This is a genomic window from Paraburkholderia diazotrophica (assembly GCF_900108945.1).
Taxonomy (GTDB): domain Bacteria; phylum Pseudomonadota; class Gammaproteobacteria; order Burkholderiales; family Burkholderiaceae; genus Paraburkholderia; species Paraburkholderia diazotrophica.
In genome coordinates this window covers 158,719-180,974 of record NZ_FNYE01000015.1, presented here as the reverse complement: position 1 = coordinate 180,974, position 22,256 = coordinate 158,719, and the positions used below count along the sequence as shown (strand labels likewise).

Below are 22,256 nucleotides of genomic sequence, written 5' to 3'. Positions count from 1 at the left end.
AGCCCGCGCTGCCGTCCGACTTGCATGTGTAAGGCATGCCGCCAGCGTTCAATCTGAGCCAGGATCAAACTCTTCAGTTCAAACCTGTTACTGTTTTCGGTTCTGTTACGAACCGGTCGCTCACTCAAAATCACTGACAGATGGTCCGACCGGGTTTCTCAACCCCATCGGACCTTCCTCAATTTCTTTCTGTGTGAGACTCGATTACTTTCGCTATCGGTGATTCCGGAGAACCACCGTGCGCTCGCCATCGAGCACCCACATCTGTCGGCTGTTAGTTTTTAAAGAACATCCGCACGAGGCGCCTTGCCTTCGTTGCGTTGCTGCATCAGCAGAGAAACGAGATTATGCAGAACCTTCCGGTGTTCGTCAACAGGTTTTTTGCTACCGCAGCACCCGCCGACGCCGCCGGAAAACCGCCTCATTGCCGGCTCTCCCGCCTTTCCCGCTTCCCTCGCGCCGCGGTGTCCGCCGCGCGAAAGAGCGGAATTCTAGGCGCTTGGCACCGCCGTTGCAAGCGGTTTTTCGACGTACGTAAAGCGCATGACATATGAACGAAGTATCAGCACTTCCATGCAGTCTGTCTTATACACAAAGATCAAACGACAGCATGCCTTTCCATCACACGCGATACGACATTCAGATAGTGATCGAGATCCGGCGTCGCGCGATTCGCTTCCTTCGCCAGATCGTCCCAGCGACGCAAGCGCAACGCGTCTTCTGCATAAGGCTTCTTCAGGAAAGCCTGCGCCTCGTCATCGGTGTAGATGCCGCCCTGCAGTTCGAGACTGCGCACGGAGTCCGCCGACAAGCGCCCAAAGTAAGTCGCATCGATCGCGCACAGACAGCGCTTCGCATCGACATGCAGACGGATCGGCTCGAGCACCGCTTCCGGCAGCACGGGCCGCAGAAACGGCAACGCGAAGTATTGGTGAAGATCGTCGATGCCGCGCGCCGTCGGCGTTTCGCCCTGGCGGTTCAGCAGATGTCCGAGGTCATGAAGGAAAGCCGCAGCGATCAGTTCATCGGCGGCGCCCGCCGCTTCCGCGAGCGCGCCGCTTTGCAATGCGTGTTCGAGCTGCGTCACCGGCTCGCCGCTGTATGCGAGCCGGCCATGCGCTTCGAACAACGCGCGAATGTCGTCCAGACTCAATGCCACAACATCACTCCCATGGAAGAGAAAAGGTCTTGAGGTTCGTAAAGCTCTTCATCGCCTCCTGCACGCCCTCCTTGTAGCCGAGGCCCGAATCCTTGATGCCGCCGAACGGCGTCAGTTCGACGCGATACCCCGGCACCTCCCACACGTTCACCGTGCCCACGCGCAACTCGTTGATGAAGCGCGGAATCGCGTCCTGCCGGTTCGTGCACAGGCCGCACGACAAACCGAACGGCGTGCCGTTGCTGATACGGATCGCGTCATCGAACGTATCGAACGTGATGATCGGCGAGACGGGGCCGAACGTTTCCTCGCGAATCAGCGTCATCGACGGATCGACCCCATCGACGACCGTCGGCGAATACAGCGCGCCCTTGCGCTCGTTGCCAACGAGCAGACGCGCGCCTTGCGCAACCGCTTCGTTCACGCGCGATTCGAAGAGCCGCGCGGCCGCTTCGTCGATCACCGTGCCCATCTGGTTCGCCCCGTCAAACGGATCGCCGTATGTCCACTCGCGCGTCTTCTCGACGACCAGCTCCGTGAAGCGCGCAGCGATGCTCTTCTGCACGATCATCCGCTTGACAGCCGTGCAACGCTGACCGGAATTCTTATACGAGCCCTGAACGGCCAGCGCAGCGGCACGCTCGAGATCGGCGTCTTCGAGCACGATCAGCGGATCGTTGCCGCCGAGTTCCAGCACGACGCGCCGATACCCCGCGCGCTCCGCGATGTGCTTGCCGATCGCCACGCCGCCCGTGAACGTCACGAGTTCGGCAAGCGGATTCGTGACCAGCTCGTCGGCGATTTCGCGCGGGTCGCCCGTGAGCACCTGCAGCATCGGCGCGGGCAGTCCCGCCTCATACAACACATCCGCGAGATAGAGCGCCGACAGCGGCACCTTTTCCGAAGGCTTCAGGATCACGCGATTATTCGTCGCGATGGCGGGCGCGATCTTGTGCGCGACCTGGTTCATCGGGTGATTGAACGGCGTGATCGCGACGATCACGCCCGCAAGCGGATCGCGCTGCGTGAACACGCGCCGCTTCTTGCCGTGCGGCGTCAGATCGCACGAGAAGCTCTGGCCGTCGTCGCGCAATGCTTCGATCGACGCGAACTTCAGCACATCGGCAACACGTCCGATTTCATACAGCGTGTCCTGCTTCGACAGACCCGATTCGAGCGAAATCAGATCGGACGCTTCTTCCGTCCGCTCACGCAGCAGCATGCCCGCGCGCTCGAGAATCTGCGAGCGCTCATAGCGCGTGAGCTTCGCGGAATAAACAGCCGCGTAGTCGAATGCCGCGCGCACATCGTCGACGCTCGCCATCGGCACCGTACCGACTCGCATGCCCGTATACGGATCGAGCACGTCGAGCGTGCGCGAGCGCGCCGCGCGCTCGCCCTTCAACCGCAGCGCTTCCGCGCGAAACGCGGGATGATCGTTGGACTGGGCGATTGTGTTCATGATGCCGCCAGATGGTTGAGCGCGAGATCGAACACGTCGAAATTGCGCAGACGCTTGCCCGCGACGCGTGCTTCGCTGATGCGCCGATTGAAGAGCAGCGGCACTTCCTGCTCGGACAGTCCGCCGTGCGAGCGCAGCGGCACCGTTAGTCCCGAGAGATCGTGCTCGTCGCGGCGCGTGCCGAGCGCCGTGTTCTTCCTGCTGATCACGACGATGTCGCCGACGCGGTCGTTCGGCAACTCGAAGCGCTCGCACGCCGCCTTGTTGTCGAGCACGACTTCGATGTCCTTCATGCCGCCCAGACGCTCGATCACCTGACGCGCATTCGCGTCCGAAGGCAGATAGATCGTCGCGAACGACCCGAGCGCGCCGTGATGCACGACGTACGGATCGGTGATGGGCAGAATGACGCGCGCCGCCCGCTCGCCAAGCCATTCGTCCATCAGGTCCTGCAAATAGATGACGTTAGGCTCGCCCGTCTGCGGATCGTGCTTCGCGTTCATGCCGTGGTCGGCCGTCAGTCCGATTACCCAGCCGAGTGCATCGAGTTGCGCCAGATAGCCGTCCATCATCGCGTAGAACACGTTCGCGCCCTCCGTGCCGGGCGCCCACTTGTGCTGGATGTAGTCGGTCGTCGACAGATACATCAGGTCGAGCTTGCGCGTCTGTGCAAGCCGCACGCCCGCGGCGAACACGAATTCGGAAAGATCCGCGCTGTACACATCGGGCAACGGCAGGCCGACCAGATCCAGCACTTCGCCGATGCCGTTTTCTTCGAGCGTCACCTTATCGGCCTTTTCCGCCGAAAAGCAGATGCCCTTCATCTCGTTGCCGAGCAGACGGCGCAACTTGTCTTTGGCGGTGACGACGGCGACGGCCGCGCCCGCATCGGCGGCTGCCGCGAGCAACGTCGGCGCGCGCAGATACGCGGGATCGTTCATCATCACTTCCGCGCCCTTGCCGTCGTTGGCCTGCGGGTCCCAGAAGTAGTTGCCGCAGATGCCATGCACGGAAGGCGGCACGCCGCACACGATCGACAGGTTGTTCGGGTTCGTGAACGACGGAATCACGCAGTCGCCCCTGAACGCCGCGCCGTCGCGCAGCATCTTGCCGATATACGGCGCCACGCCCGCGTTCATGGCCGCTTCCAGATAGTCGTACTCGCAGCCATCGACGCACACGACCACCGTCGGGGTCGCCGGCAACCGGTAGCTGCGGCCATTCACTTCAACAGTACGTTCGGATTGGATTGCCATCGTTCTCTTCCCTACGCGTCGCTGACGCGTGTTCTTCATTGGTTCCGCCGACTCAGGCGAGCAGCACGCTCAAGCCGTCATCCCGTTCGTTGCGACCATCGCGATCATCATGTTCGCCGGACCGATGCGCCCCGGCCGCTTCATGCGCGCGCTGCCTGCCGCCGTCGACGTGCGCGAGCATCCGCCGCGCCACTTCGTCCGCATCGCGCGCAGCGAGCGCCGACAGAATCGCGCGATGCTCGGCAAGCGAACGGTCCATCGCGTCGCCGCGCACGCCGAGCGCCGCGCGCCTGAACAGACTCAATTCGCCGATCAGCCTGCGATAGGTCTCATACAGCTTGCCGTTGCCCGCCATCGCGACGATCGCGTCGTGGAACGCGATGTTTTCTCGCGCATAGACATCGTGATCGCCGGCCTCGAGCGCGGCATGCATTGCGTCGACATGCGCCCGCAGTGCCGCCAGTTGCGCGGCGTCGATCCGTTGCGCGAGCATCCTGCACGCCGCCTGTTCGAGCACCGCGCGCACCGCGTAGATCTCGTCGGCCTCCGCCAGCGACACCGTGCGCACGAACACGCCGCGATTCTTCTCGTTGCGCACGAGGCCGGCCTGCTCCAGCGCGCGAAACGCCTCGCGCACGGGCCCCCGCGACACCTGCAGACGCGCGGCCCAGTCGGCTTCGTTGAGCTTGTCGCCGGGCGCGAGTCTGCCATCGACGATGTTGCGCTCGATCTCGTCTCGCACCAGCGCCGTCAGCGAATGCCGCCGGACCACCTCGATCCGATCATTCGACGCAATTTCCATATTTTCCGTCAATTCGACACTTTTTGCCACATAACGATGCGAGGTCCGCCGATGCAGGCACACCTCACGAAAAATCAGGAAACGTTGTTCGTTGTCAGTCCACGCGACGGCGCGGCACGCGCGCGGCGATCAGCAGCAGCGCAGCCAGCGACGCGAGCAGCAGAATCAGCGACAGCGCGGACGCCGGCAGGTAATAGCCGCGTTCGACCTGGCCGACGACGACGATCGGCACCGTCGCGAAACCCGGCGGATAAACAGTCAGCGTCGCGCCCAGCTCGCCGAGCGACAGCGCGAAGCCGAGCGCAAGCGACGCGCGGATCGCGGGCACCAGTTGCGGCAGCACGACACGGCGCAGCACCATCGACGGCGGCGCACCGAGGCTCGCGGCCGCTTCGCGCAGGATCGTCAGCTCCGGCCGCAATGCCGCCGCCGCGCAGCGATAACAGAACGGCAGCACCAGCGCCAGCTGCACGAACACGACGATCGCGGCCGAGCTCGACAGATCGAGCGGTTTCTTGTGATACGCGATCAGCACGGCGAGACCGAGCACGACGCTCGGCACGCCGTTGGGCACCATCGCGATCGTATCGACGAGGGCGCCGAGGCCGCGCCGGTCACGCCCTTCGAGTGCGAGCGCGAGCCACAGTCCGAGTACGGTGCCGAGAATCGCGACGCCGAAGCCGATCTGCAGACTGGTCACGAGCGCATCGAAATCGCTGCCGCCGAGGCGCTCGAACCAGCGCATGCTGAAGCCGTCGGGCAGGATCGTGCCCGACCAGTGCGCGGCGACGCTCGACAGCGCGACGACGATCACGGGCAGCACGAAGAGCCAGAAGCACAGCAATGCGGCGAACGCCATGAAGAAACCGCCGGCGACGCGCGTGACGAGCCTGTGTTGAACGGGCCGCGCGCGATGATGCACGGCGGGCAGCACGGTTTGCTCGACGTCGGACATTACTTCGCTCCTCCCACCTTGCGCCTGTTGACCTGGCGGTACAGCGCATACAGCGACAGCGACATCGCCAGCATCACGACGGCGCCCGCAGCAGCCGCCGGCAGATCGAGATCGACGGTGGCCGAGCTGTAGATCGCCACGGGCAGCGTGATCAGATGCGCGCTACCGAGCACGAGCAGGATGCCGAACTCATTCAACGTCAGCAGGAAGCACAGGATCGTGCCCGCCGCGATGCCCGGCCACGCGAGCGGCACGATCACGCGGAACGCGACCATCCAGCCGTTCGCGCCGAGGCTGCGCGCGGCTTCGATCAGCCGCATGTCGAGCATCGCGAACGACGCGAGCGTCGGACGCACGACGAACGGCGCGTAGAACACCACTTCAGCGAGAATTACGCCGCCGATGCCGAACAGAAAATCGAGCGGCGGCGCTTCGAGATGAAAGAGCCGCTGCAGCCCGATGCTGACGGAGCCCTGCGAGCCGTACAGAAAGATCAGCGTGAACGCGACGAGAAACGAGGGAAACGCCACGAACAGTTCCAGAAACCGCGTGACGAGCCGCGCACCAGGAAACGGCTTGAAGAACAGCAGCGACGCGAGCGCGACACCGAGCACCGACGCGAGGCCCGCGCTCGCGAACAGAATCCACAGCGTGGTGCCGATCACGCCGCTCGTCTCCGGATTCCGGAAGAACGCCGAGTACGCGTGAAAGCTCAGCCCGTGCGCGCCCGTCAGGCTCAGCATCACGAGACGCACGAGCGGATAGATCACGAGCGGGCCGAGCACGAATACGGCGAGAAACAGCAAATGCCATTGCGACATGCGCTCGCGCCGGCGCTTCGCCGCCGCATGCGATGCGGCCGTTGCGGCGCGCAGCGCGTCGCGATTGGCGAGCGCGTCAGGGCTTGATAAGGACGACATCGTCTGCCTCGTAACGCAAGGAAATCCGCGCGCCCTTTTCGGGCGTCACACCGCTGCCGCGCTGCATCGATACGAGCACGGGCTCGCCCGGCATCGCGTCGAGCGCGACCTGCACGGACAGTACCGAGCCATACCATTCGACGGATGCGATCGTGCCGTGCAACTGCCCTTCGCCGAGCGGCACGATACGCATCGCCTCGGGACGCAGGCACGCGACGCGCTCGCGCTCCGCATGGCGCGCGTCGCCGAGCGCAAACGCGACGTTCGGCGGCAGCAGATTGGCCGCGCCCAGATAGCGCGCGACGAACGCATCGCCCGGCTTGTCGTATAGCTCTTGCGGCGTGCCGAGCTGCGCGATCTGGCCTTCGCGCATCAGCAGCGTGCGGTCGGACAGCACGAGCGCGTCGTCCTGATCGTGCGTCACGCAGACGATCGTCAGATTCGGCAGGCGCTCATGCAACGCCTTCAGTTCGGAACGCACCGACGCACGCAGATTGGCGTCGAGCGCGGACAGCGGCTCGTCGAGCAGCAGCACGTCCGGCTCGATCACGAGCGCGCGCGCGAGCGCCACGCGCTGCTGCATGCCGCCCGACAGTTGCGCGGGCATCACGTGACCGGCGTCGCCGAGCTGCACGAGCTTCAGCGCATCGGCGACACGCCGCGCGATTTCCTTCGTCGAAATGCGGCGCGCGCGCAGACCGAACGCGACGTTCTCGAATACGGACAGATGCGGAAACAGCGCGTAGCTCTGGAACAGCAGGCCGAGATTACGCTTGTGCGGCGGCACGTGCGTGAGGTCGCGGCCCGCGACCGTCAGCGTGCCGGCGAGGCCGTCGGCTTCGATGAAACCGGCGATGAAGCGCAGCAACGTCGTCTTGCCGCAGCCGCTTCGGCCGAGCACCGTCAACAGTTCGCCGCGCTCGATCGTCAGCGACAGATCGTCGAGCACCGTGCGCGAACCGAAGCGCACCGTCAGATGCTCGATCTGCACGCCGCCGGGCTCGCCTGTGCGAGCGACGCCTTCCGCTCGCGGAATGGCGCCCAGCGCGCCCGAACCAGCAAGGGTTGTTGCAGTGTTCACCGGGTCCATCCTCCTGCGTTGGTGAGCTTGAATTGCAGCACCGGCTGCGTCACGCGCATCGGGTGCATCAAATGCCTTGTGCGCGGCGCGACGCTCGTCACGCCGCGCGTCCTTCCATCAGACGCCGTGATTATTTCGGCTTGACGACTTCGAGCGGCTTGCCCGAGTTGCCGATCACGTCGTTCTTCCAGCGAGCCGTCCATTCGGCCTTCTTCGACATCACATGATTCCAGTCGACGGGGATCAGCTTCACGCCCGCGATCGCCTGCTTGACGGCCGTGCCGTTCTTGCCGGCGAGCGGCACGTCGGTGCGGCCCGGAATGCCGAAGATGTCGGGCACCTTGGCCTGCACTTCCGTCGACATCAGATAGTCGATCAGCTTCTTGCCTTGCGCCTGGTTCGGACCGTTCTTGATCAGGCCGATCGCGTACGGCAACTGGAATGTGGTCGGCTGCCCGCCCGCCTCGGCTGCGAGAAAGATCGGCTTGAGCGACAGGCCGCCGTTCGCCGCGTCGTCGAGATCCATCTGCAGATCGCCGTTCGCGACGGCGATTTCGTTACGCGAGAGCAGCACGTCGAGATAGCCCGTGCCCTTCGTGTGGAACTTGGCGCTCTGCTCCAGCTTCTTCAGATAGTCGAACGCCTTGTCTTCGCCCATCAGCGACGTCGTCAGGATGATCACGGCCATGCCGTCGCCCGCCGTCGCCGGGTTCGAATAAGCGACCTTGCCGCTGTAGTCGGGGTGCAGCAGATCGGCGAACGTCTTCGGCTGGTTCTTCACCACTTCCGGATTGATCGCGAACGAGAAGTAGTTGTTGACGAAGGTGGCCCACGCGCCGTCGGACGCCTTGGCGATCGCAGGCACGTTCTTGTAGTTCACGCTCTCGTAGTTCTGCAGCAGGCTCGATTGCGCCGCCTGCTGGATGAACGGCGGCAGCGTGACGATCACGTCCGCCTTCGGCGCGTCCTTTTCGACGGTCGCGCGGTTCACCACTTCGCCGCTGCCTGCCGTCACGATGTTGACCTTCACGCCTTCCTGCTTCTCGAACGCAGGCAGCACGTCCTTGTAGAGGTTTTCGAGGCCGTCAGCCGTGTACAGCACGACCGCGCCCGCCGCGTGCGCGGATATCGCGCCGCCGAACGCCGCTGCCGCGACGAGTGCGGGCAGCAGCTTGCGCGCAATGCGGCCCGTCGAGCGAAGGTGATCCGTCTTTTTCATGTCGTTCTCTCCGAAAGGCAAAAAACCTGTGATGACCCGATAGTGGTGGTGCCCGGCGGCGCTCCGAAAGGGGCATCCGCCCGATCTCGCGGCCGAAGCCGTGCAATTGCAGATTGCTGACAACTTTTTTGCGGCGTTTGCGTCAAGCCATTCCTTCGACGATTGCTCGTACCGGACTGCCTTGTCTGAACGGGCACGGCAAGAATCGTCTTTTTTTGTGACACCGACGTGAAGAGTCTGCAGATTTCCACAAAATGACACAATCAGCCAATAATATGCAAAGCACATGCGCCGGACAACACGCGATTCGCCCGCATTTCACTGATTTTGAAGGAGGCTGTGTGATTCCTGGAAACGACCCTATCCTGCTGACGCCAGGACCGCTGACGACCTCGCCTGCAACGCGCGAAGCGATGTTGCGCGACTGGGGTTCGTGGGACGCTGCGTTCAACGGCATCACGCAGAGCGTCTGCAACGATCTTGTCGAGATCGTACACGGAGCAAATGAGTACGTCTGCGTGCCGCTTCAGGGCAGCGGCACGTTTTCCGTCGAAGCCGCGTTGGGCACGCTGGTGCCGCGCGACGGCCGCGTGCTGGTGCCGAACAACGGCGCGTACTGCGCGCGCATCATCAAGGTGCTGCAACGCCTCGGCATCGCGTGGGTGGAACTGCCGCTACGCGAGGACGAGCCGGCCAGCGCCCGCGCTATCGAAGACGCGTTCAACCGCGATCCGCGCATCACGCACGTCGCGCAAGTGCATCTGGAGACGAGCGCGGGCCTGCTCAATCCGCTCGACGAGATTGCGGCCGTGTGCAGGCACCACGGCAAGAGCCTGATCGTCGACGCGATGAGTTCGTTCGGCGCGCTGCCCATCGATCTGCGCAATGGCGGCATCGACGCGCTGGTGTCGGCGAGCGGCAAGTGTCTGGAAGGCGTGCCGGGGATGGGCTTCGTGATCGTGCGACGCAGCGTGCTGGAGGCATGCGAGGGCCGCTCGCCGTCGCTCGCGCTCGATCTGTACGATCAGTACGCGTACATGCAAAAGACCACACAATGGCGCTTTACGCCACCGACGCACGTGGTCGCCGCGCTGCGCAGCGCGCTCGACCAGTTCATCGCGGAAGGCGGCCAGCCGGCGCGCGGCGCTCGCTATGCGCGCAACTGCGCGGCGCTCGTCGACGGCATGAAGGGGCTTGGCTTCGACACGTTCCTCCCGGCCGACGTGCAGGCGCCCGTGATCGTCACGTTCCATGCGCCGCGCGATCCGAAGTGGCGTTTTGCGGAGTTTTATGCAGCCGTGAGGGAAGCGGGCTACATCCTGTATCCGGGCAAGCTCACGGAGGTGGAGACGTTCAGGGTCGGCTGCATCGGCTCGATCGACACGAACGAGATCCACAACGCCGTTGCCGCCATCGGCCGGACGCTGGCGCAGCTCGATCTCAGCGTGAAATGAAGCGACGCGCGGCACTCACGCGATCAGGAGTTCCGGACCGCGTGCGGTGATTGCCTTGGCGAGCGCGCGATCCGGTGCGAGTTCCGTCACGACGTAGCGCGCCTTCTCCAGCCCCTCGATGCGCACGGGCGTCACGCGGCCGAACTTCGAATTGTCGGCGACGACGATCACCGTGTTGCCGGCGTCGATCATCCGGCTGCGCACCTCGGCCGCCATGCGCGAATAGTCGGACAGCTGCGCGTCCGGCGTGATGCCGCCCGCGCCGATCAGCGCAAAGTCCGCGTGATAGTGCGAAAGCTGGTGAATCGTATCGAGGCCGAACGCGGCGTCTTCGTTGTCCGACAGCTCGCCGCCGAGCAGCGTCACGCGATTGTCGTTGCGGCGTCCGAGCAAAAGCGCGATGCGCCAGTCGTTCGTGTAGACGGCCAGCCGGTGGCGGTCCATCAGCGCGCGCGCGACGGCGTGCGTCGTGCTGCCGGAATCGATGATGACCGACGCGCCGTCGGGTACCAGTTGTGCCGCGCGCTCGCCGATTGCGCGCTTCGCGCTCGCGTTAGCGGCCTCGCGCGTGTCGAGATCGGGCTCGCGCCGGTCGCTCGACAGCGCGCCGCCATGCGTCGTCACGATCAGGCCGCGCTCGGCGAGCGCGTTCAGATCGCGGCGGATCGTTTCGCGCGATACGTTCAGCTCGCGAACCAGCTCGGCGACCGACAGTGCGCCCGTCTTGGTGACCTGAGCCAGAATGTATTGGTGACGTTGTTCTGCCAGCATCGGTTGGGGGCCGCCGCGAGGCGGCGAGCAGGGGTTCAGGGATGGGATCGGCCCGCCGGATTGTCGCCGGTATTGTATTACGCATGGGAATCCGACGCGGATGGAATGTAACGAAAGCCTTGCAGGCGGTGCGGCGCCTGTCGGCTGATCGTATGGCGATGTTCGCCGTATGCCGACCATGTGCCAATGCTCGCCGTATGTTGAGGCTGCCCAAATGCCGATGTTCGCCACATGCCGATGTTCGCCGTATGCCGATGTTCGCCATATGCCGACGCTGGCCGTATCCAGCGCCCGGCAATCGCCGTGCGGGTGTTCCCGGCGGCGCATCCCTGCTAATCTGAGCGGTCTTTTCACGCATCGCCGATGCGTCCTGCCGAACGATCCGCCGATGCCTCCCCTGTTTCGCCGACTACGACTGCTGTTCCATACGCTGCGCTACGGCGCGCGTCTCGTCTGGCTCGCCGCGCCCGAACATCACAAACTGCACTGGTTCATCACGCTCGCATCGCGTGTGCACGCGTCGCCGGGCGCGCGCGCCGGCGTGCATCGCGCGCTGCCCAATCTCGGCCCGCTCGCGAGCGCCTTCGCCGAAGCGCTCGCGCGCCGCCCGGAACTTGCGACGGGCACGCTGCACGACGCGATCGACGCCGTCGGCCACCTCGAAACGCCGCTGCCGCCGGACGAAGTCGAACAGGCGATTGCCGCTGCCCTCGGCCGTCCCGTATCGACGCTCTTCGCGTCGATCGACCTGACACCCGCGCGCAACGGCTTTGCCGAGCAGACGCATGTCGGCCGCCTCGCCGAGCCGATCAATGGACATCGCGACATTGCGATCAAGCTCGTGCGCGCCGCGCAGCTCCAGCAAATCGCCGATGAAGCCGCGCTGCTGCGCTGGGTCGCGCGCTGGATGGAGAAGCTGTCGAAGAACGCGCGGCGTCTGCAGCTGCGCGACATGGCGGACGCCTTCACGCAGGACATTCTGCGGCGCTTCGATCTGCGCGCCGAGGCCGCGAACCTGAGCCAGACCGCGCATCACTTCGCCGACGACAGGCGCCTTGCGATTCCCGCTGTGATCTGGGAGCTCTGCACCGACCGCACGCTCGCGATGCAGCACGTCGAGTCGCTGCCCGCGCTGGATCTCGCGGGGCTGTCGGCGCGCGGCGTGAAGCTCATGCCGCTTGCCGAGCACATCATCGAAGTCGTCACCGAACAGGCGTTCGAGCACGGCTTCTTCCACGCGACACTCGACGCGCGCCGCGTGCGCGTGAGCATCGAGCCGGATACGCTCGGCCGTATCGTGCTCGCGGATTTCGCGGTGATGTCGAGCCTGTCGACGCACGAGCGCGAGTTCTTCGTGCAAGGCGCGACGGCTCTCTTCGACCAGGATTACGGACGGCTCGCGCTTCTGCATCACGAAGCCGGGCACGTGTCGAGCGACACGCGCCCCGAGAAGCTCGAAGCCGAACTGCGCACGCGCGCCGAAGCGCACTTCGCGCCGCAATCGCACGAGCGCTCGGCGGGCGCGCTGTTCCATCATCTGCTGTTCGCCGTGCATCCGTTCGGCGGCGACGTGCCGCCACGCCTCGTCGCCGCGCAACGCACATTCGAGCAGGCCGAGATGCTCGCGAACGCGCTGCATCCGGGCGTCGATTCGTGGAAGATCGCGCGCTCGGTGCTGGCGACGCTCGCGCGCCGCGAGTTCGATCATCGCGGCTGGGTCAGGCACATCGCGCAGGAGATGCCGCATCTCGCGCATCTGGTGCCGCGCATTCCGCAGCTCGCCGTGCGTTATTTGCAGCATCAGCACGAGGCGGCGAACGTGAGGCAACAGGCGCAGCTTGTCAGCGACGTGCTGACCGAATATCGCAGGACGCGTGTGCTGCTGTGGGCATGCACGATTTGCGGCGGGGTGCTTGGCGCGGTGGCCGTGCTGCTCACGTATTGAGCGGTGCGTATCGATACACGCTGATCGGCGCATAGGTCGCACGCGGGCTACGGGACGCGCGGTTTGCGCGGGTCGCGCGGGTCGCGTGGGTCGCGTGGTTCGCTCGGTCCGTTCGGTCCGTTCGGTCCGTTCGGTTCGCTCGGTTCGCTCGGTTCGCTCGGTTCGCTCGGTTCGCTCGGTTCGCTCGGTTCGCTCGGTTCGCTCGGTTCGTTCGGTTCGTTCGGTTCGCTCGGTTCGCTCGGTTCGTTCGGTTCGTTCGGTTCGTTCGGTTCGTTCGGTTCGCTCGGTTCGCTCGGTTCGCCCGGTTCGCCCGGTTCGTTCGCACGGCTCGCGTGCCTCGCGCCGGCCGCGGCAATGCAGCCTCGAACAAGACGGCCCGCCCCTCTTGCATCGATACTGCGGGCTTCGTCCGCTTCCGATGCTTTCCGATGCTGGCTTTTCTCAATGCGGTTGTGTTCGTCGTCCTGTGGTCGACGGGTTTCGTGGTCGCACGTGCGATCACCCCTTACGCCGATCCGAATCTCTTCCTGCTCGCGCGCTTCGGCGGCACTGCGCTGCTGTTCATGGCAGCCGCGCTGGTGGCGCGCGTCGAATGGCCGACGGGCCGTGCGCTTGGCAAGCATCTGATCGCGGGCGCGCTGCTGCAAGGCGTCTATCTGGGCGCGGGCTACTGGGCCGTCGCGCAAGGCATGAGCGCGGGCATCATGGCGCTGCTCGGCGCGTTGCAGCCGCTTCTGACAGCCGCCGTCGCCGCGCCGCTGTTCGGCGAGCGTCTGTCCGCGCGCGGCTGGACGGGAATGCTGCTCGGCCTCGCAGGCGTCGCGCTCGTGCTGGAGCCAAAGCTCGCGGCCACGGATCTGAGCGTCGCACAAGGCGATGTGCCTCAGTGGCTGGTCGTCGCCGTGTCGATACTCGCCGTTTGCGCGATCACGGCGGGCACGCTGATCCAGAAGACGTCGCTATCGAAAGCCGATATCCGCAGCGCGAGCGCCGTGCAGAACTTCGGCGCGGCCATCGTCGCGCTCGTGTTCGCGCTGGCGCTCGGCGAGCACAAATGGATTCCGTCGCCGGCGCTGTGGGTGTCGCTGGCGTGGGGCATCGTGATGCTGTCGGGCGTGAGCGTCACGCTGCTCGTCTGGATGGTCCGGCGCGGCGACGCGTCGCGCGCGACGGCGCTGCTCTTTCTCGCGCCGCCGCTTGCGGCCGTCGAAGGTTACGTCGGGTTCGGCGAAACGCTGACAGTCGTGCAAGTGGCGGGCTTTGTCGCCGCGCTGATTGGCGTGTTGCTCGCGCGGTCGTGAATGGGCTGCTGTGATTGCGTGGTCGTGGATGTGTGGTCGTGGATGTGTGGTCGTGGATGTGTGGTCGTGGATGTGTGGTCGTGGATGTGTGGTCGTGGATGTGTGGTCGTGGATGTGTGGTTGTGATTGCGTGGTCGTGATTGTGAGGTCGTGATTGCGTGGTCGTGATTGCGTGGTCGTGATTGCGTCGTCGTGATTGTGAGGTCGTGATTGTGAGGTCGTGATTGTGAGGTCGTGATTGTGAGGTCGTGATTGCGTGATCGTGGATGCGCGGTCGCGACGGCGCGATCGTGAATGCCCAAAGCCGACCGCGATGCGCCGCCAAAGCGTCATCCGGCGTCAATCCGCCGTATCGGCGCCGGGCGGCACCTGCGCGCGGACCTTCCTGCTCGGCGGCGGCGACCAGACGGGCCGCGCCTTGCGCTGCGAATCGACGACGACGATATAGCGTCCCGCCCACGGCGTCGCGATTCGATCAGAATGCAGCACCCACAGCGACCTGCCGTCGTCGATGAGCGCCTCGTATTCTCGATCGAGAATGCCGTAGTGATCGAGAAACACGTTCAGCGAGGCTGGCATCCGCACGCAGCCTTTCGAGTGCCGGATGCCGAGAATCGGCTCGAGCTTGTCAGGATCGGTCGCGTGCATCTGAAAGCGCATCTGCGAGATGCCGCCCTTGCCCCAGCCGCGCTCGGCCTGCGCCCAACCGAGGTCGAAAACGCGCATGTCGTGCGCGCCGTAGCCGCGGATGCCGTTGTCGTTCATCGTGCCTTCCGCGCGGAAATCCATGTTGTCCGGCGTGTGCTCGAACACGCCGAGCGGCGTGATGAAGTGATCGTACTGGCCCGGCCGTCCCGTCGCGACGGGCGATGCGCCGATCATCTGCCATGTGTCGGCGGGTATCGCGCGAAAGTAGATGAAAAGCGCCTGCACGTTTTCATTGCGATCGACGAGCACCACATACTCGCCCGACAGATTCCCAAGCTCGTCGTCCTCGAGCGCCTGTTGCACGCGATTGCCATACGCGCGCTGCTCCGCGACGGGCACCTTCAGACGGCGCGTCACGTCGCGCGCGAACACGTCGCGCATCAGCAGCGCGCGACGCGGGTCCGCGCCACCCGCGGCATCGCGCGCCGCGACGGCCGACGCATCGACGGCGGGATTCGCCGGGTCTTGCGGCGCATCGGCAGCATGAGCGGCATGGAAGCTTGCGACGAACGCCGGCACGGCCAGCGCCGACGCAGAGAAAAAGCTCAACGCGAATCGCGCCGCGACGACGCGCGCACGCCGCCGCGCTCCCGCGATCTTCCCGCTTAGCCTCGCCCCGTCGGCACTGCGCACTTCATCGTCTTGTGATTCCGCCCTCTCTCGTGCAGGCGGACGAACTGCCATGTTCTCTTTTTTGCTGTTCATTGTGGTCGAACATCACTGCCTGTTGCCCAACCCGCACAGCCGCTTGTGGCGTGCCGCCGGGCGTTTCCGGATTCGGCGGCAACGCGCCCCGATCCCGCCTGCTGAAAAATGACAAACGTATAACGCAGGGCCTCGCGATGATTGACGGCCATACGCCATCGATTTAAAGCCTTAATCGTCGACACTTGATTATGGTTATTCGACATTAAACCAGACAACGCATGACGGCGCACCCAATCCGGCGCATTCATGCAATCATCGACGCTCATGTGAACGCGCTTTCCAGGGGGCTTCGATGGACCAGCACGAACGCGCCGCGCGTCAGCGGCGGATCGCAGCGGAACTGCACGTTGCCGGAACGTTCGATGCCGCGCACGAGATCGAGCAGCGCGTCGCGTTTCTCGCCGACTACCTTCGCGCAAGCGGACTGTCGACCTACGTGCTCGGCATCAGCGGCGGCGTCGATTCATTGACGGCGGGTCGCCTTGCGCAACTCGCGGTGGAGCGGCTGCGCAGCACGCAGTACGAAGCGCGCTTCGTCGCGATGCGTTTGCCTCACGGCGTCCAGCACGACGAGACGGACGCGCAGCAGTCGCTGGCGTTCATCCGCGCCGACGAAACGCTGACCGTCGACGTCCGTCCCGCCGCCGACGCGATGCTCGATTCGCTGCTAGCGAGCGGCTTGCGATTTGACGACGATTCGCAACGGGACTTCGTGCACGGCAACATCAAGGCGCGCGAGCGGATGATCGCGCAGTACGCGGCAGCGAGCGCGCGGCACGGCATCGTGATCGGCACGGATCACGCGGCGGAATCGGTGATGGGCTTCTTTACGAAGTTCGGCGACGGCGGCGCCGACGTGCTGCCGCTCGCGGGGCTGAACAAGCGGCGCGTGCGCGCGCTCGCGGCTGCGCTCGGCGCCAGCGACGCGCTCGCGCACAAGGTGCCGACCGCCGACCTCGAGATGTTGCGCCCTCAACGTCCGGACGAGGACGCGTACGGCATCCGTTACGATGACATCGACGATTTCCTCGAAGGCCAGCCCGTCAGCGAAGCGGTATTCGAAACCGTCATGCGCTTCTACGAAAGCACCCGGCACAAGCGCGCGCTGCCTTATACACCGTTCGGCTGAGCGCGCGTTTGACGGAAGCCGCATGCAGGCGCTATTCGCGACGCGGCGGCGTCGGCGGCGTTTCGTTGCTACCGAACGGCACGGCGCTGACCTGCAGCGGAACGCCGCCCAGGAGCTTGCCGTTGAACTGCTGCGCGATGATATCGGCGACATACGGTTCGTCGGCGTCGACGTCCACGTTCGCATAGGCGTTCGGCGTGCCCTGCTCGAACACTTCGATCTCTTTTGCATAGTGGCCGAGTTCGCGGCCGAGAAAATCGCGCACTTCCTGCTCGGAGCAGGACTCGGGAATGTTCCACACGATGATCTTCATACGCGCGACGCCCTCCGTTGATGATGGTCACGCACACCAGCGACGCATGGTTTTGCTGTCGACCAGAGTTAGTGCTTTAGCACTTACTCTGGTCCCACGCAAAGCGGTCGACCAGAGTTGGCACTTTAGCTGTCGGCTGGAGTTAGTGCTTTAGCACTCACTCTGGTCCCACGCAAAGCGGTCGACCAGAGTTGGCGCTCTGGCTGTCGACCGGAGTTAGTGCTTTGGCACTTACCCTGGTCCCATCCAAGGCTGCTGGCCTCGACTCACAGTCTCCCAGCGTAGCCACAATCGCGCCGCGCAGCAAACGACGCTCACAGCACGGCGCCTGCGAAATCAATCCGCGTCCTCGACGTTCGCCGCGCTCACCCACCACGCCATCTTGCCTCGCGGCACATGCACGAGCACGGCCGTCGGATCGGCGATACCGTCGTCGGCGATCTCGCATACGTCGAGCCCGTCAGGCAGACGCTTCACCGTGCCCGCTTCCTGAAAGAGCGCGAGACGCCGCGCCGTGAGAGGCCGCAGCTGGCTGTACACGTCGTAGCTGATCGCACCGGGCGCATCGCCGCGAATCTGCAATGCGTCGTCCTTGCCGCACGGCGGCGGCGACGCGGCGAACGCGGCGTGGCTGGCGGCAAGGCAGCCAAGCGTGGCCACGACGGCCGCGACGGTTGCGCGAAAGAGTTGCTTCATGTGGATTCTCCAGAAAGTGACGGTTCGCCGGCGTTCCGGCCGCCGGAAAGGCGGACTCGCATCCGGCAGCCGACGCAGCGAGCCTCAGGAGCCATCGTTGCCGCCGAGCGCGACGCCTCGATCGTCGCCGCAAGGCGCGCTGCCGAAGCCCGCATAGTGAGCGGACCAGTTGCCCGCGATGGCGGCCTGCGCGTCGCTCAGCGACATGCGCCCTTCGCAGACGCAGCGCTTGAGCTTCGCCGTCAGCAGCGCCTTGCGTCGCTCGCCGCGATGCCCGCCCCACGGCAGAAGATCGAGATTGTCCGGCGCATCCGGCGAGCCGCCGAGCACGACGGGCACGCGACGGTCCAGCGCATAGCGCGTGCCGTGGTCAGGATCGATGCCACGCTCGGAGAGCAGCCGGTCCTTGTGCGCCATCAGGTCGTCGAACGGCGGTGACACGGTGTCGGCGTAACCCGGCTTGCAGATCGTATCGGCGATGGTCTCCTGCGTGACGCGCTCGTCGAGCATCGACGCGTCCTGTGCAAACGCGACGGGCCCATGCAGATGCAAGCCCGCCACCATCGCGGCGAGCATGAGGCAACGCTTGTGCATCGTTTGCGCGACGTCCGCAGCACGCGTAGCGCGACGCGCGGGTGATTTGATTCCACTCGTGTGCGCCTCGTCGAGCGCGTTCTCCTTTGCTGCAGTCATTGATCAGCGCGCGTCGCCACGACGCGGAAGAGTTAATTCAGCAGACAATTAAAACACATCCAGGGTGCATGACGTAAATACACCCGCCTTGAATCACTTCGGCTTTTCAATTCCGCGGGGGTCAAAGACATCGCGGGCATCGCGAATCATTCCGCGATGCCCTTGCCTTTGCGCTCCAAACACGGCGCCGGCGCAGCCGCGCAGACGCCACGAGGCCGCTAGTGCGTGCCTGCTGTTCTCGACGCCGTTCGCGCCTGCAGTGCGCGCACGCGCCCGAGCGCCTCCGTATTGCTCACCGTCGATTCGTACATCGTCGCGAGATCGGCCTTGAGCGCGGTGCGCGAGCCGCCGTCGAGATACACCATATGCCCCGACGGATAGAAGCGCGCCGACAGGTTGTCCCGCACCTGCTGGCTGAGCAGCGGCATCTGCTGCAAGTCGATCACCGTCTGATAGAACGGCGTGACGAAATCGTAGAAGCCGTTCGCCGACAGCACCTTCAGGTCCACGTTGAGCGCCATGACGGCCGCGAGATCGCCCGCCGTATAGAGGATGATGTTGCCCTTGCTGTCGACGCCCTTCTGCTCGCCCGTCGGATCGATATGGCTGAAGTCCCAGTACTTGAACGCCTGGTCGTTCAGATCCGTGAACGCTGAGTTCGACGTGAATTTCAGCTGCTCGTTCAGATAGACGTTCCACATCGTCGTGTAGACGCCCGAGACGGCCGTCATGGTCGGATCGTTGCCGCCCGAGTTCGGGTCGATCTTGCCTGCAATGCCCGTTTCGATCGCGGTCACGCGGCCGTCATACGCGCCGAGCGCAAGCCCTTGCGACTTCAGCAGCGTGGTCAGGAACAGCGAATTGCCGCGGCTGTCGTAGCCGGCGATGTCGAGGCTCCACGCGAGCAGCGTCGCCTTGTCGATGCCCGTGTACTCGCTCAGTTTTTCGACCACTGCATTGTCGGTTGTCGGGAACTTGCGCAGCGCGTTCAGATAGTCGGTGCGCGCGAACTGCGCCACTTCTTCGACGAACTGGCCGAGGTCCGTCGGCCGTGGCGCGATGCCGAGTTTCTTGTGATACCACGCGTCCGCGGCAGCCGTGGGCAGCGCGCCGACAGGGTTGCCCGCCTGCGTGTAGTCGAGAATCGACGATTGCAGCGTGACGCCGTTCAGATCGACGCCGTCTTCATGCAGTTTGTACGCGAGCACGCAACTGCGCGCCGTGCCGTATGACTCGCCGAACAGGAATTTCGGCGAATTCCAGCGGTTGTTTTTCGTCAGAAAGCGTTTGATGAATTGTTTGATCGAGTCCGCGTCCTGGTCGACGCCCCAGAAGTCGCGGTTCTTGCGCGGCGCGACGGCAGCCGAATAGCCGGTGCCGACCGGGTTGATGAACACCAGGTCGCTCTTGTCGAGCAGGCTGTCCGGGTTGTCTTCCATCTGATACGGCGCGGGCGGCGTGAAGCCCGGCATCGACGTCTTGATGCGGCGCGGCGCGAACGAGCCGAGCAGCACGAACACCGACGACGACCCCGGCCCGCCGTTGTAGAAGAACGTGAGGGGTCGCGTCTCTTCCTTCTGGTCGTCCTGCGTGAACGCGACGTAGAACATCTTCGCGCTCGGCTGGGAACTCGACGGATCGACCGTCACCAGATGGCCCGCCGTTGCCGTGTAGCTGATCTTCTTGCCGCCGATCGTAACCGTGTGCTTCGTGATCGCGGCGCCCTCGCTGGTGTCGGTGACCGAGTCGTCGGGCCCGTTGCCGTAGGCGACGGAATCGAAGAACGGCTGGTCGCCGGTGGCGTGCGGCACGCTCGCAGCCGTCGACCCATGCGTGGCCTGAGAGTTGTGAGGCGACTGCAAACTGCCGGAAGCTGATTCGGTATTCGTCATGATCGCTCCATCGAATGCGTACACATGTTGCCTGGTCTTGTCTTGCGATGCGTTCATCGCCGCCCGAAGCATGGCGCCCGACATATGAGCGCCCGCTGATCAGACTATAAAGCCGCCGCCACCTTCACACCATTGGGACTACCCAATCCCGTGCAGGCGTCCCACCCCGTGGTTGCCGCATAACTGCCGTTGTTGCCCTGCGTGATGTCGTTGCAGGCGCCCGCCGCCTTGTACAGCTTCGGATTGACGAAGCCGACGGGCGTACCCTTCGCGCCGTTGATGCGCGCGATCAGCGCCGCCCACAACGGCGCGACGGCGCTCGTGCCGCCGACGACCGTGTTGCTGCCGTCGACGAGCACGTCGTAGCCGGTGAGCGGCGACGCATCGCCCGCGACATCCGGCACGCCGCGCCCGGTCAGCGCCGTCTTTCCGCCTTGGGTGCCCTTCGTGGACAGGCCTTCCTGCCAGGCGGGGACAGGGAATGTGCCGCTCACGCCACCGCCCGTGGAGCCGCCGTCCGCGCCATCGTTCCACACCACTTCATGCGTGACCTTGTGCCCCGAGCCTTGCACGCTCGTGCCGCCGCACGCGAGCACATAGGGGCTCGACGAGGGGAAATCGACGTGATCGCCGCCGTCGCCTACGCCGTCCGTCGAGCCGCTGTCGCCCGACGCCGCGCACACCGTCACGCCGATCGCCGCCGCCGACTGGAGCACGTCGTTGAAGGCCGTCATCGATTGCGCCGTCCACACGTTTTCGGGCGCGCCCCAGCTGATCGAAATCACGGAAGGCTTGTTCTTCGTGTCATGCACTGCGCGGCTGACGGCGTCGATAAAGCCGGCGTCGCTGTTGACCGTGAAGTACACGGCTATCGTAGCGGCGGGCGCGATTGCGCCGGCGATCTCGATGTCGAGCGTGACTTCGCCGTCCGGTCCGTTCGGGTCGCCCGTCGGATGGTTGCCGCCCTGGTCGACGCCGACGGCAACGACCTTCGGCGAGCCCACGCCAAGGCTCGAAAAATAGCTGGTCAGATCGGCCGTGCGATAGCCGCCGCCCAGTTCGATGATGCCGATGCATTGGCCGCTGCCGTCACCCTGCGGGAACTGATACATCGACGCGAGCTGCAGCGGCGTAAACGACGCCTGGCGCGCCTTCGCCGGCGCGAACGGCGGACGGATGCGGAAATGCGGCCTTGCCTGCGGACGGTTGTCGAGACCGAGCACGGCCGTCACGACGCCATGCAGGTCGTCGGGCACGCTGATCGCGCCCGTGCGGCCGCGAAACCGGCCCATCGAATGATGCTCGTAGTGCTGCAGCTTGACGTCGAACGCGGCCTGGAACTGCGCGATCGTGCCGCTCAGCACGACCGTGCGCGCCGAAGCATCCTCGCGCACGACGGTCAGCCCATGCTGCGACGCGAACGTCTTGAGCTTCGCGATGTCTTCAGCGGCCGCGCCAAACCGCTGCTCGAGCTCGTCGCGCGACAACGGCTTGGCATCCGGCGCGCCCGCCTCGATCTTCTTCATCAACTGCGTGAACTGCTGCTCGTCCTTGCGGCGCAGCACGACGACGACCTGAATCGTTTCCGACGGGTCGCACTGTGCGACGACCTTCGAACCGGCTGCGACCTGGCGTTCGCTGCCGGGCAATGGATGCTTCGTCATGGTTTCGATTCTCCCAGTGCATGGCGGGGCCACGGGTTAGACACACGACGGGCGCATGGCGGGCACATGCAGACGGGCACGCCGCAAAACCCGTCGCGCCGTGAACACGCCGTCGTCGTGAGACAGCA

The 22,256-nt window shown here is 64.9% G+C and carries 20 protein-coding genes and 1 rRNA gene; 4 read left to right on the top strand and 17 right to left on the bottom strand.

What is annotated here, in order from left to right:
* From BMW76_RS20450 to phnS, 9 genes are all read right to left on the bottom strand, one after another.
* Nucleotides 1-80: ribosomal RNA gene (locus tag BMW76_RS20450) — 16S ribosomal RNA — on the bottom strand; the annotation flags it as partial.
* A 518-nt stretch (nt 81-598) separates the two neighbouring features.
* Nucleotides 599-1,159: a phosphonate degradation HD-domain oxygenase gene (locus tag BMW76_RS20445; RefSeq protein ID WP_090868305.1), complete on the bottom strand. Its 561-nt coding sequence runs from the start codon at nt 1,157-1,159 to the stop codon at nt 599-601.
* A 4-nt stretch (nt 1,160-1,163) separates the two neighbouring features.
* The gene (phnY, locus tag BMW76_RS20440; protein ID WP_090868303.1) at nt 1,164-2,621 is read right to left on the bottom strand and encodes a phosphonoacetaldehyde dehydrogenase; all 1,458 of its coding nucleotides are present in this window, start codon (nt 2,619-2,621) and stop codon (nt 1,164-1,166) included.
* Complete coding sequence (gene phnA / locus BMW76_RS20435; RefSeq protein WP_090868300.1) at nt 2,618-3,877, bottom strand: phosphonoacetate hydrolase; 1,260 nt, start codon at nt 3,875-3,877, stop codon at nt 2,618-2,620. Before phnA ends, phnY begins: the two co-directional genes overlap by 4 nt.
* A gap of 52 nt (nt 3,878-3,929) precedes the next feature.
* Nucleotides 3,930-4,691: a phosphonate utilization associated transcriptional regulator gene (locus BMW76_RS20430; protein ID WP_090868298.1), complete on the bottom strand. Its 762-nt coding sequence runs from the start codon at nt 4,689-4,691 to the stop codon at nt 3,930-3,932.
* A gap of 82 nt (nt 4,692-4,773) precedes the next feature.
* Nucleotides 4,774-5,634 carry a 2-aminoethylphosphonate ABC transport system, membrane component PhnV gene (gene phnV / locus BMW76_RS20425; RefSeq protein WP_090868296.1) on the bottom strand — a complete coding sequence of 287 codons (861 nt, stop codon included), beginning with the start codon at nt 5,632-5,634 and terminating at the stop codon, nt 4,774-4,776.
* Complete coding sequence (locus BMW76_RS20420; RefSeq protein WP_090868294.1) at nt 5,634-6,554, bottom strand: 2-aminoethylphosphonate ABC transporter permease subunit; 921 nt, start codon at nt 6,552-6,554, stop codon at nt 5,634-5,636. Before BMW76_RS20420 ends, phnV begins: the two co-directional genes overlap by 1 nt.
* Entirely contained in the window at nt 6,532-7,635 is a 1,104-nt protein-coding gene (phnT, locus tag BMW76_RS20415; RefSeq protein WP_090868345.1) for a 2-aminoethylphosphonate ABC transport system ATP-binding subunit PhnT, read from the bottom strand. Before phnT ends, BMW76_RS20420 begins: the two co-directional genes overlap by 23 nt.
* A gap of 130 nt (nt 7,636-7,765) precedes the next feature.
* Nucleotides 7,766-8,854: a 2-aminoethylphosphonate ABC transporter substrate-binding protein gene (gene phnS / locus BMW76_RS20410; RefSeq protein ID WP_090868292.1), complete on the bottom strand. Its 1,089-nt coding sequence runs from the start codon at nt 8,852-8,854 to the stop codon at nt 7,766-7,768.
* A 344-nt stretch (nt 8,855-9,198) separates the two neighbouring features.
* Between phnS and BMW76_RS20405 the strand changes: the two genes are divergently transcribed.
* Nucleotides 9,199-10,308, top strand: coding sequence for a 2-aminoethylphosphonate--pyruvate transaminase (locus BMW76_RS20405; protein WP_090868343.1), 1,110 nt, complete (start codon nt 9,199-9,201; stop codon nt 10,306-10,308).
* A 15-nt stretch (nt 10,309-10,323) separates the two neighbouring features.
* On the opposite strand, the gene BMW76_RS20400 is transcribed toward BMW76_RS20405, so the two are convergent.
* Nucleotides 10,324-11,079 carry a DeoR/GlpR family DNA-binding transcription regulator gene (locus tag BMW76_RS20400; RefSeq protein ID WP_090868290.1) on the bottom strand — a complete coding sequence of 252 codons (756 nt, stop codon included), beginning with the start codon at nt 11,077-11,079 and terminating at the stop codon, nt 10,324-10,326.
* 388 nt (nt 11,080-11,467) lie between these two features.
* On the opposite strand from BMW76_RS20400, the gene BMW76_RS20395 reads away from it, so the two are divergent.
* Together BMW76_RS20395 and BMW76_RS20385 are read left to right on the top strand one after the other, a co-directional pair.
* Nucleotides 11,468-13,024: an ABC1 kinase family protein gene (locus tag BMW76_RS20395; protein ID WP_090868288.1), complete on the top strand. Its 1,557-nt coding sequence runs from the start codon at nt 11,468-11,470 to the stop codon at nt 13,022-13,024.
* Nucleotides 13,025-13,452: 428 nt separating this feature from the next.
* Nucleotides 13,453-14,325 carry a DMT family transporter gene (locus BMW76_RS20385; RefSeq protein WP_090868286.1) on the top strand — a complete coding sequence of 291 codons (873 nt, stop codon included), beginning with the start codon at nt 13,453-13,455 and terminating at the stop codon, nt 14,323-14,325.
* Nucleotides 14,326-14,664: 339 nt separating this feature from the next.
* Here the strand turns inward: BMW76_RS20385 and BMW76_RS20380 are convergent, their stop codons facing one another.
* Nucleotides 14,665-15,738 (bottom strand): L,D-transpeptidase, encoded by a 1,074-nt coding sequence (locus BMW76_RS20380; RefSeq protein ID WP_090868284.1) that lies wholly within the window; start codon nt 15,736-15,738, stop codon nt 14,665-14,667.
* Nucleotides 15,735-16,007, bottom strand: coding sequence for a hypothetical protein (locus BMW76_RS40410; protein ID WP_143062289.1), 273 nt, complete (start codon nt 16,005-16,007; stop codon nt 15,735-15,737). Before BMW76_RS40410 ends, BMW76_RS20380 begins: the two co-directional genes overlap by 4 nt.
* 26 nt (nt 16,008-16,033) lie before the next feature.
* Here BMW76_RS40410 and nadE point away from each other — a divergent pair, with 26 nt between their 5' ends.
* On the top strand, nt 16,034-16,870 hold the full coding sequence (gene nadE / locus BMW76_RS20375; RefSeq protein WP_090868282.1) for an ammonia-dependent NAD(+) synthetase: 837 nt from the start codon (nt 16,034-16,036) through the stop codon (nt 16,868-16,870).
* 31 nt (nt 16,871-16,901) lie between these two features.
* Here nadE and BMW76_RS20370 read toward each other — a convergent pair whose 3' ends face one another.
* The 5 genes from BMW76_RS20370 to BMW76_RS20350 form a co-directional block, all read right to left on the bottom strand.
* Nucleotides 16,902-17,183 carry an RNA-binding protein gene (locus BMW76_RS20370; RefSeq protein WP_090868280.1) on the bottom strand — a complete coding sequence of 94 codons (282 nt, stop codon included), beginning with the start codon at nt 17,181-17,183 and terminating at the stop codon, nt 16,902-16,904.
* 336 nt (nt 17,184-17,519) lie between these two features.
* Complete coding sequence (locus BMW76_RS20365; protein ID WP_090868278.1) at nt 17,520-17,879, bottom strand: hypothetical protein; 360 nt, start codon at nt 17,877-17,879, stop codon at nt 17,520-17,522.
* Between the two features lie 84 nt (nt 17,880-17,963).
* Nucleotides 17,964-18,572 (bottom strand): hypothetical protein, encoded by a 609-nt coding sequence (locus BMW76_RS20360; protein WP_090868276.1) that lies wholly within the window; start codon nt 18,570-18,572, stop codon nt 17,964-17,966.
* A 218-nt stretch (nt 18,573-18,790) separates the two neighbouring features.
* Nucleotides 18,791-20,464, bottom strand: a complete 1,674-nt coding sequence (locus BMW76_RS20355) for a S10 family peptidase (RefSeq protein ID WP_090868341.1) — start codon at nt 20,462-20,464, stop codon at nt 18,791-18,793.
* A gap of 104 nt (nt 20,465-20,568) precedes the next feature.
* Nucleotides 20,569-22,128 (bottom strand): S53 family peptidase, encoded by a 1,560-nt coding sequence (locus tag BMW76_RS20350; RefSeq protein ID WP_090868274.1) that lies wholly within the window; start codon nt 22,126-22,128, stop codon nt 20,569-20,571.
* Nucleotides 22,129-22,256 lie beyond the last annotated feature (128 nt).

What these genes read in the sequence shown, in the direction of transcription:
- nadE (WP_090868282.1), top strand. Translation starts at nt 16,034, where the DNA reads ATGGACCAGCACGAACGCGCCGCGCGTCAGCGGCGGATCGCAGCGGAA.
- phnA (WP_090868300.1), bottom strand. Translation starts at nt 3,877, where the DNA reads ATGGCAATCCAATCCGAACGTACTGTTGAAGTGAATGGCCGCAGCTAC.
- BMW76_RS20380 (WP_090868284.1), bottom strand. Translation starts at nt 15,738, where the DNA reads ATGAACAGCAAAAAAGAGAACATGGCAGTTCGTCCGCCTGCACGAGAG.
- BMW76_RS20385 (WP_090868286.1), top strand. Translation starts at nt 13,453, where the DNA reads ATGCTGGCTTTTCTCAATGCGGTTGTGTTCGTCGTCCTGTGGTCGACG.
- phnS (WP_090868292.1), bottom strand. Translation starts at nt 8,854, where the DNA reads ATGAAAAAGACGGATCACCTTCGCTCGACGGGCCGCATTGCGCGCAAG.
- BMW76_RS20365 (WP_090868278.1), bottom strand. Translation starts at nt 17,879, where the DNA reads ATGAAGCAACTCTTTCGCGCAACCGTCGCGGCCGTCGTGGCCACGCTT.
- BMW76_RS20370 (WP_090868280.1), bottom strand. Translation starts at nt 17,183, where the DNA reads ATGAAGATCATCGTGTGGAACATTCCCGAGTCCTGCTCCGAGCAGGAA.
- BMW76_RS40410 (WP_143062289.1), bottom strand. Translation starts at nt 16,007, where the DNA reads ATGAGCGTCGATGATTGCATGAATGCGCCGGATTGGGTGCGCCGTCAT.
- BMW76_RS20400 (WP_090868290.1), bottom strand. Translation starts at nt 11,079, where the DNA reads ATGCTGGCAGAACAACGTCACCAATACATTCTGGCTCAGGTCACCAAG.
- BMW76_RS20420 (WP_090868294.1), bottom strand. Translation starts at nt 6,554, where the DNA reads ATGTCGTCCTTATCAAGCCCTGACGCGCTCGCCAATCGCGACGCGCTG.
- BMW76_RS20360 (WP_090868276.1), bottom strand. Translation starts at nt 18,572, where the DNA reads ATGACTGCAGCAAAGGAGAACGCGCTCGACGAGGCGCACACGAGTGGA.
- phnV (WP_090868296.1), bottom strand. Translation starts at nt 5,634, where the DNA reads ATGTCCGACGTCGAGCAAACCGTGCTGCCCGCCGTGCATCATCGCGCG.
- BMW76_RS20350 (WP_090868274.1), bottom strand. Translation starts at nt 22,128, where the DNA reads ATGACGAAGCATCCATTGCCCGGCAGCGAACGCCAGGTCGCAGCCGGT.
- BMW76_RS20395 (WP_090868288.1), top strand. Translation starts at nt 11,468, where the DNA reads ATGCCTCCCCTGTTTCGCCGACTACGACTGCTGTTCCATACGCTGCGC.
- phnY (WP_090868303.1), bottom strand. Translation starts at nt 2,621, where the DNA reads ATGAACACAATCGCCCAGTCCAACGATCATCCCGCGTTTCGCGCGGAA.
- BMW76_RS20355 (WP_090868341.1), bottom strand. Translation starts at nt 20,464, where the DNA reads ATGACGAATACCGAATCAGCTTCCGGCAGTTTGCAGTCGCCTCACAAC.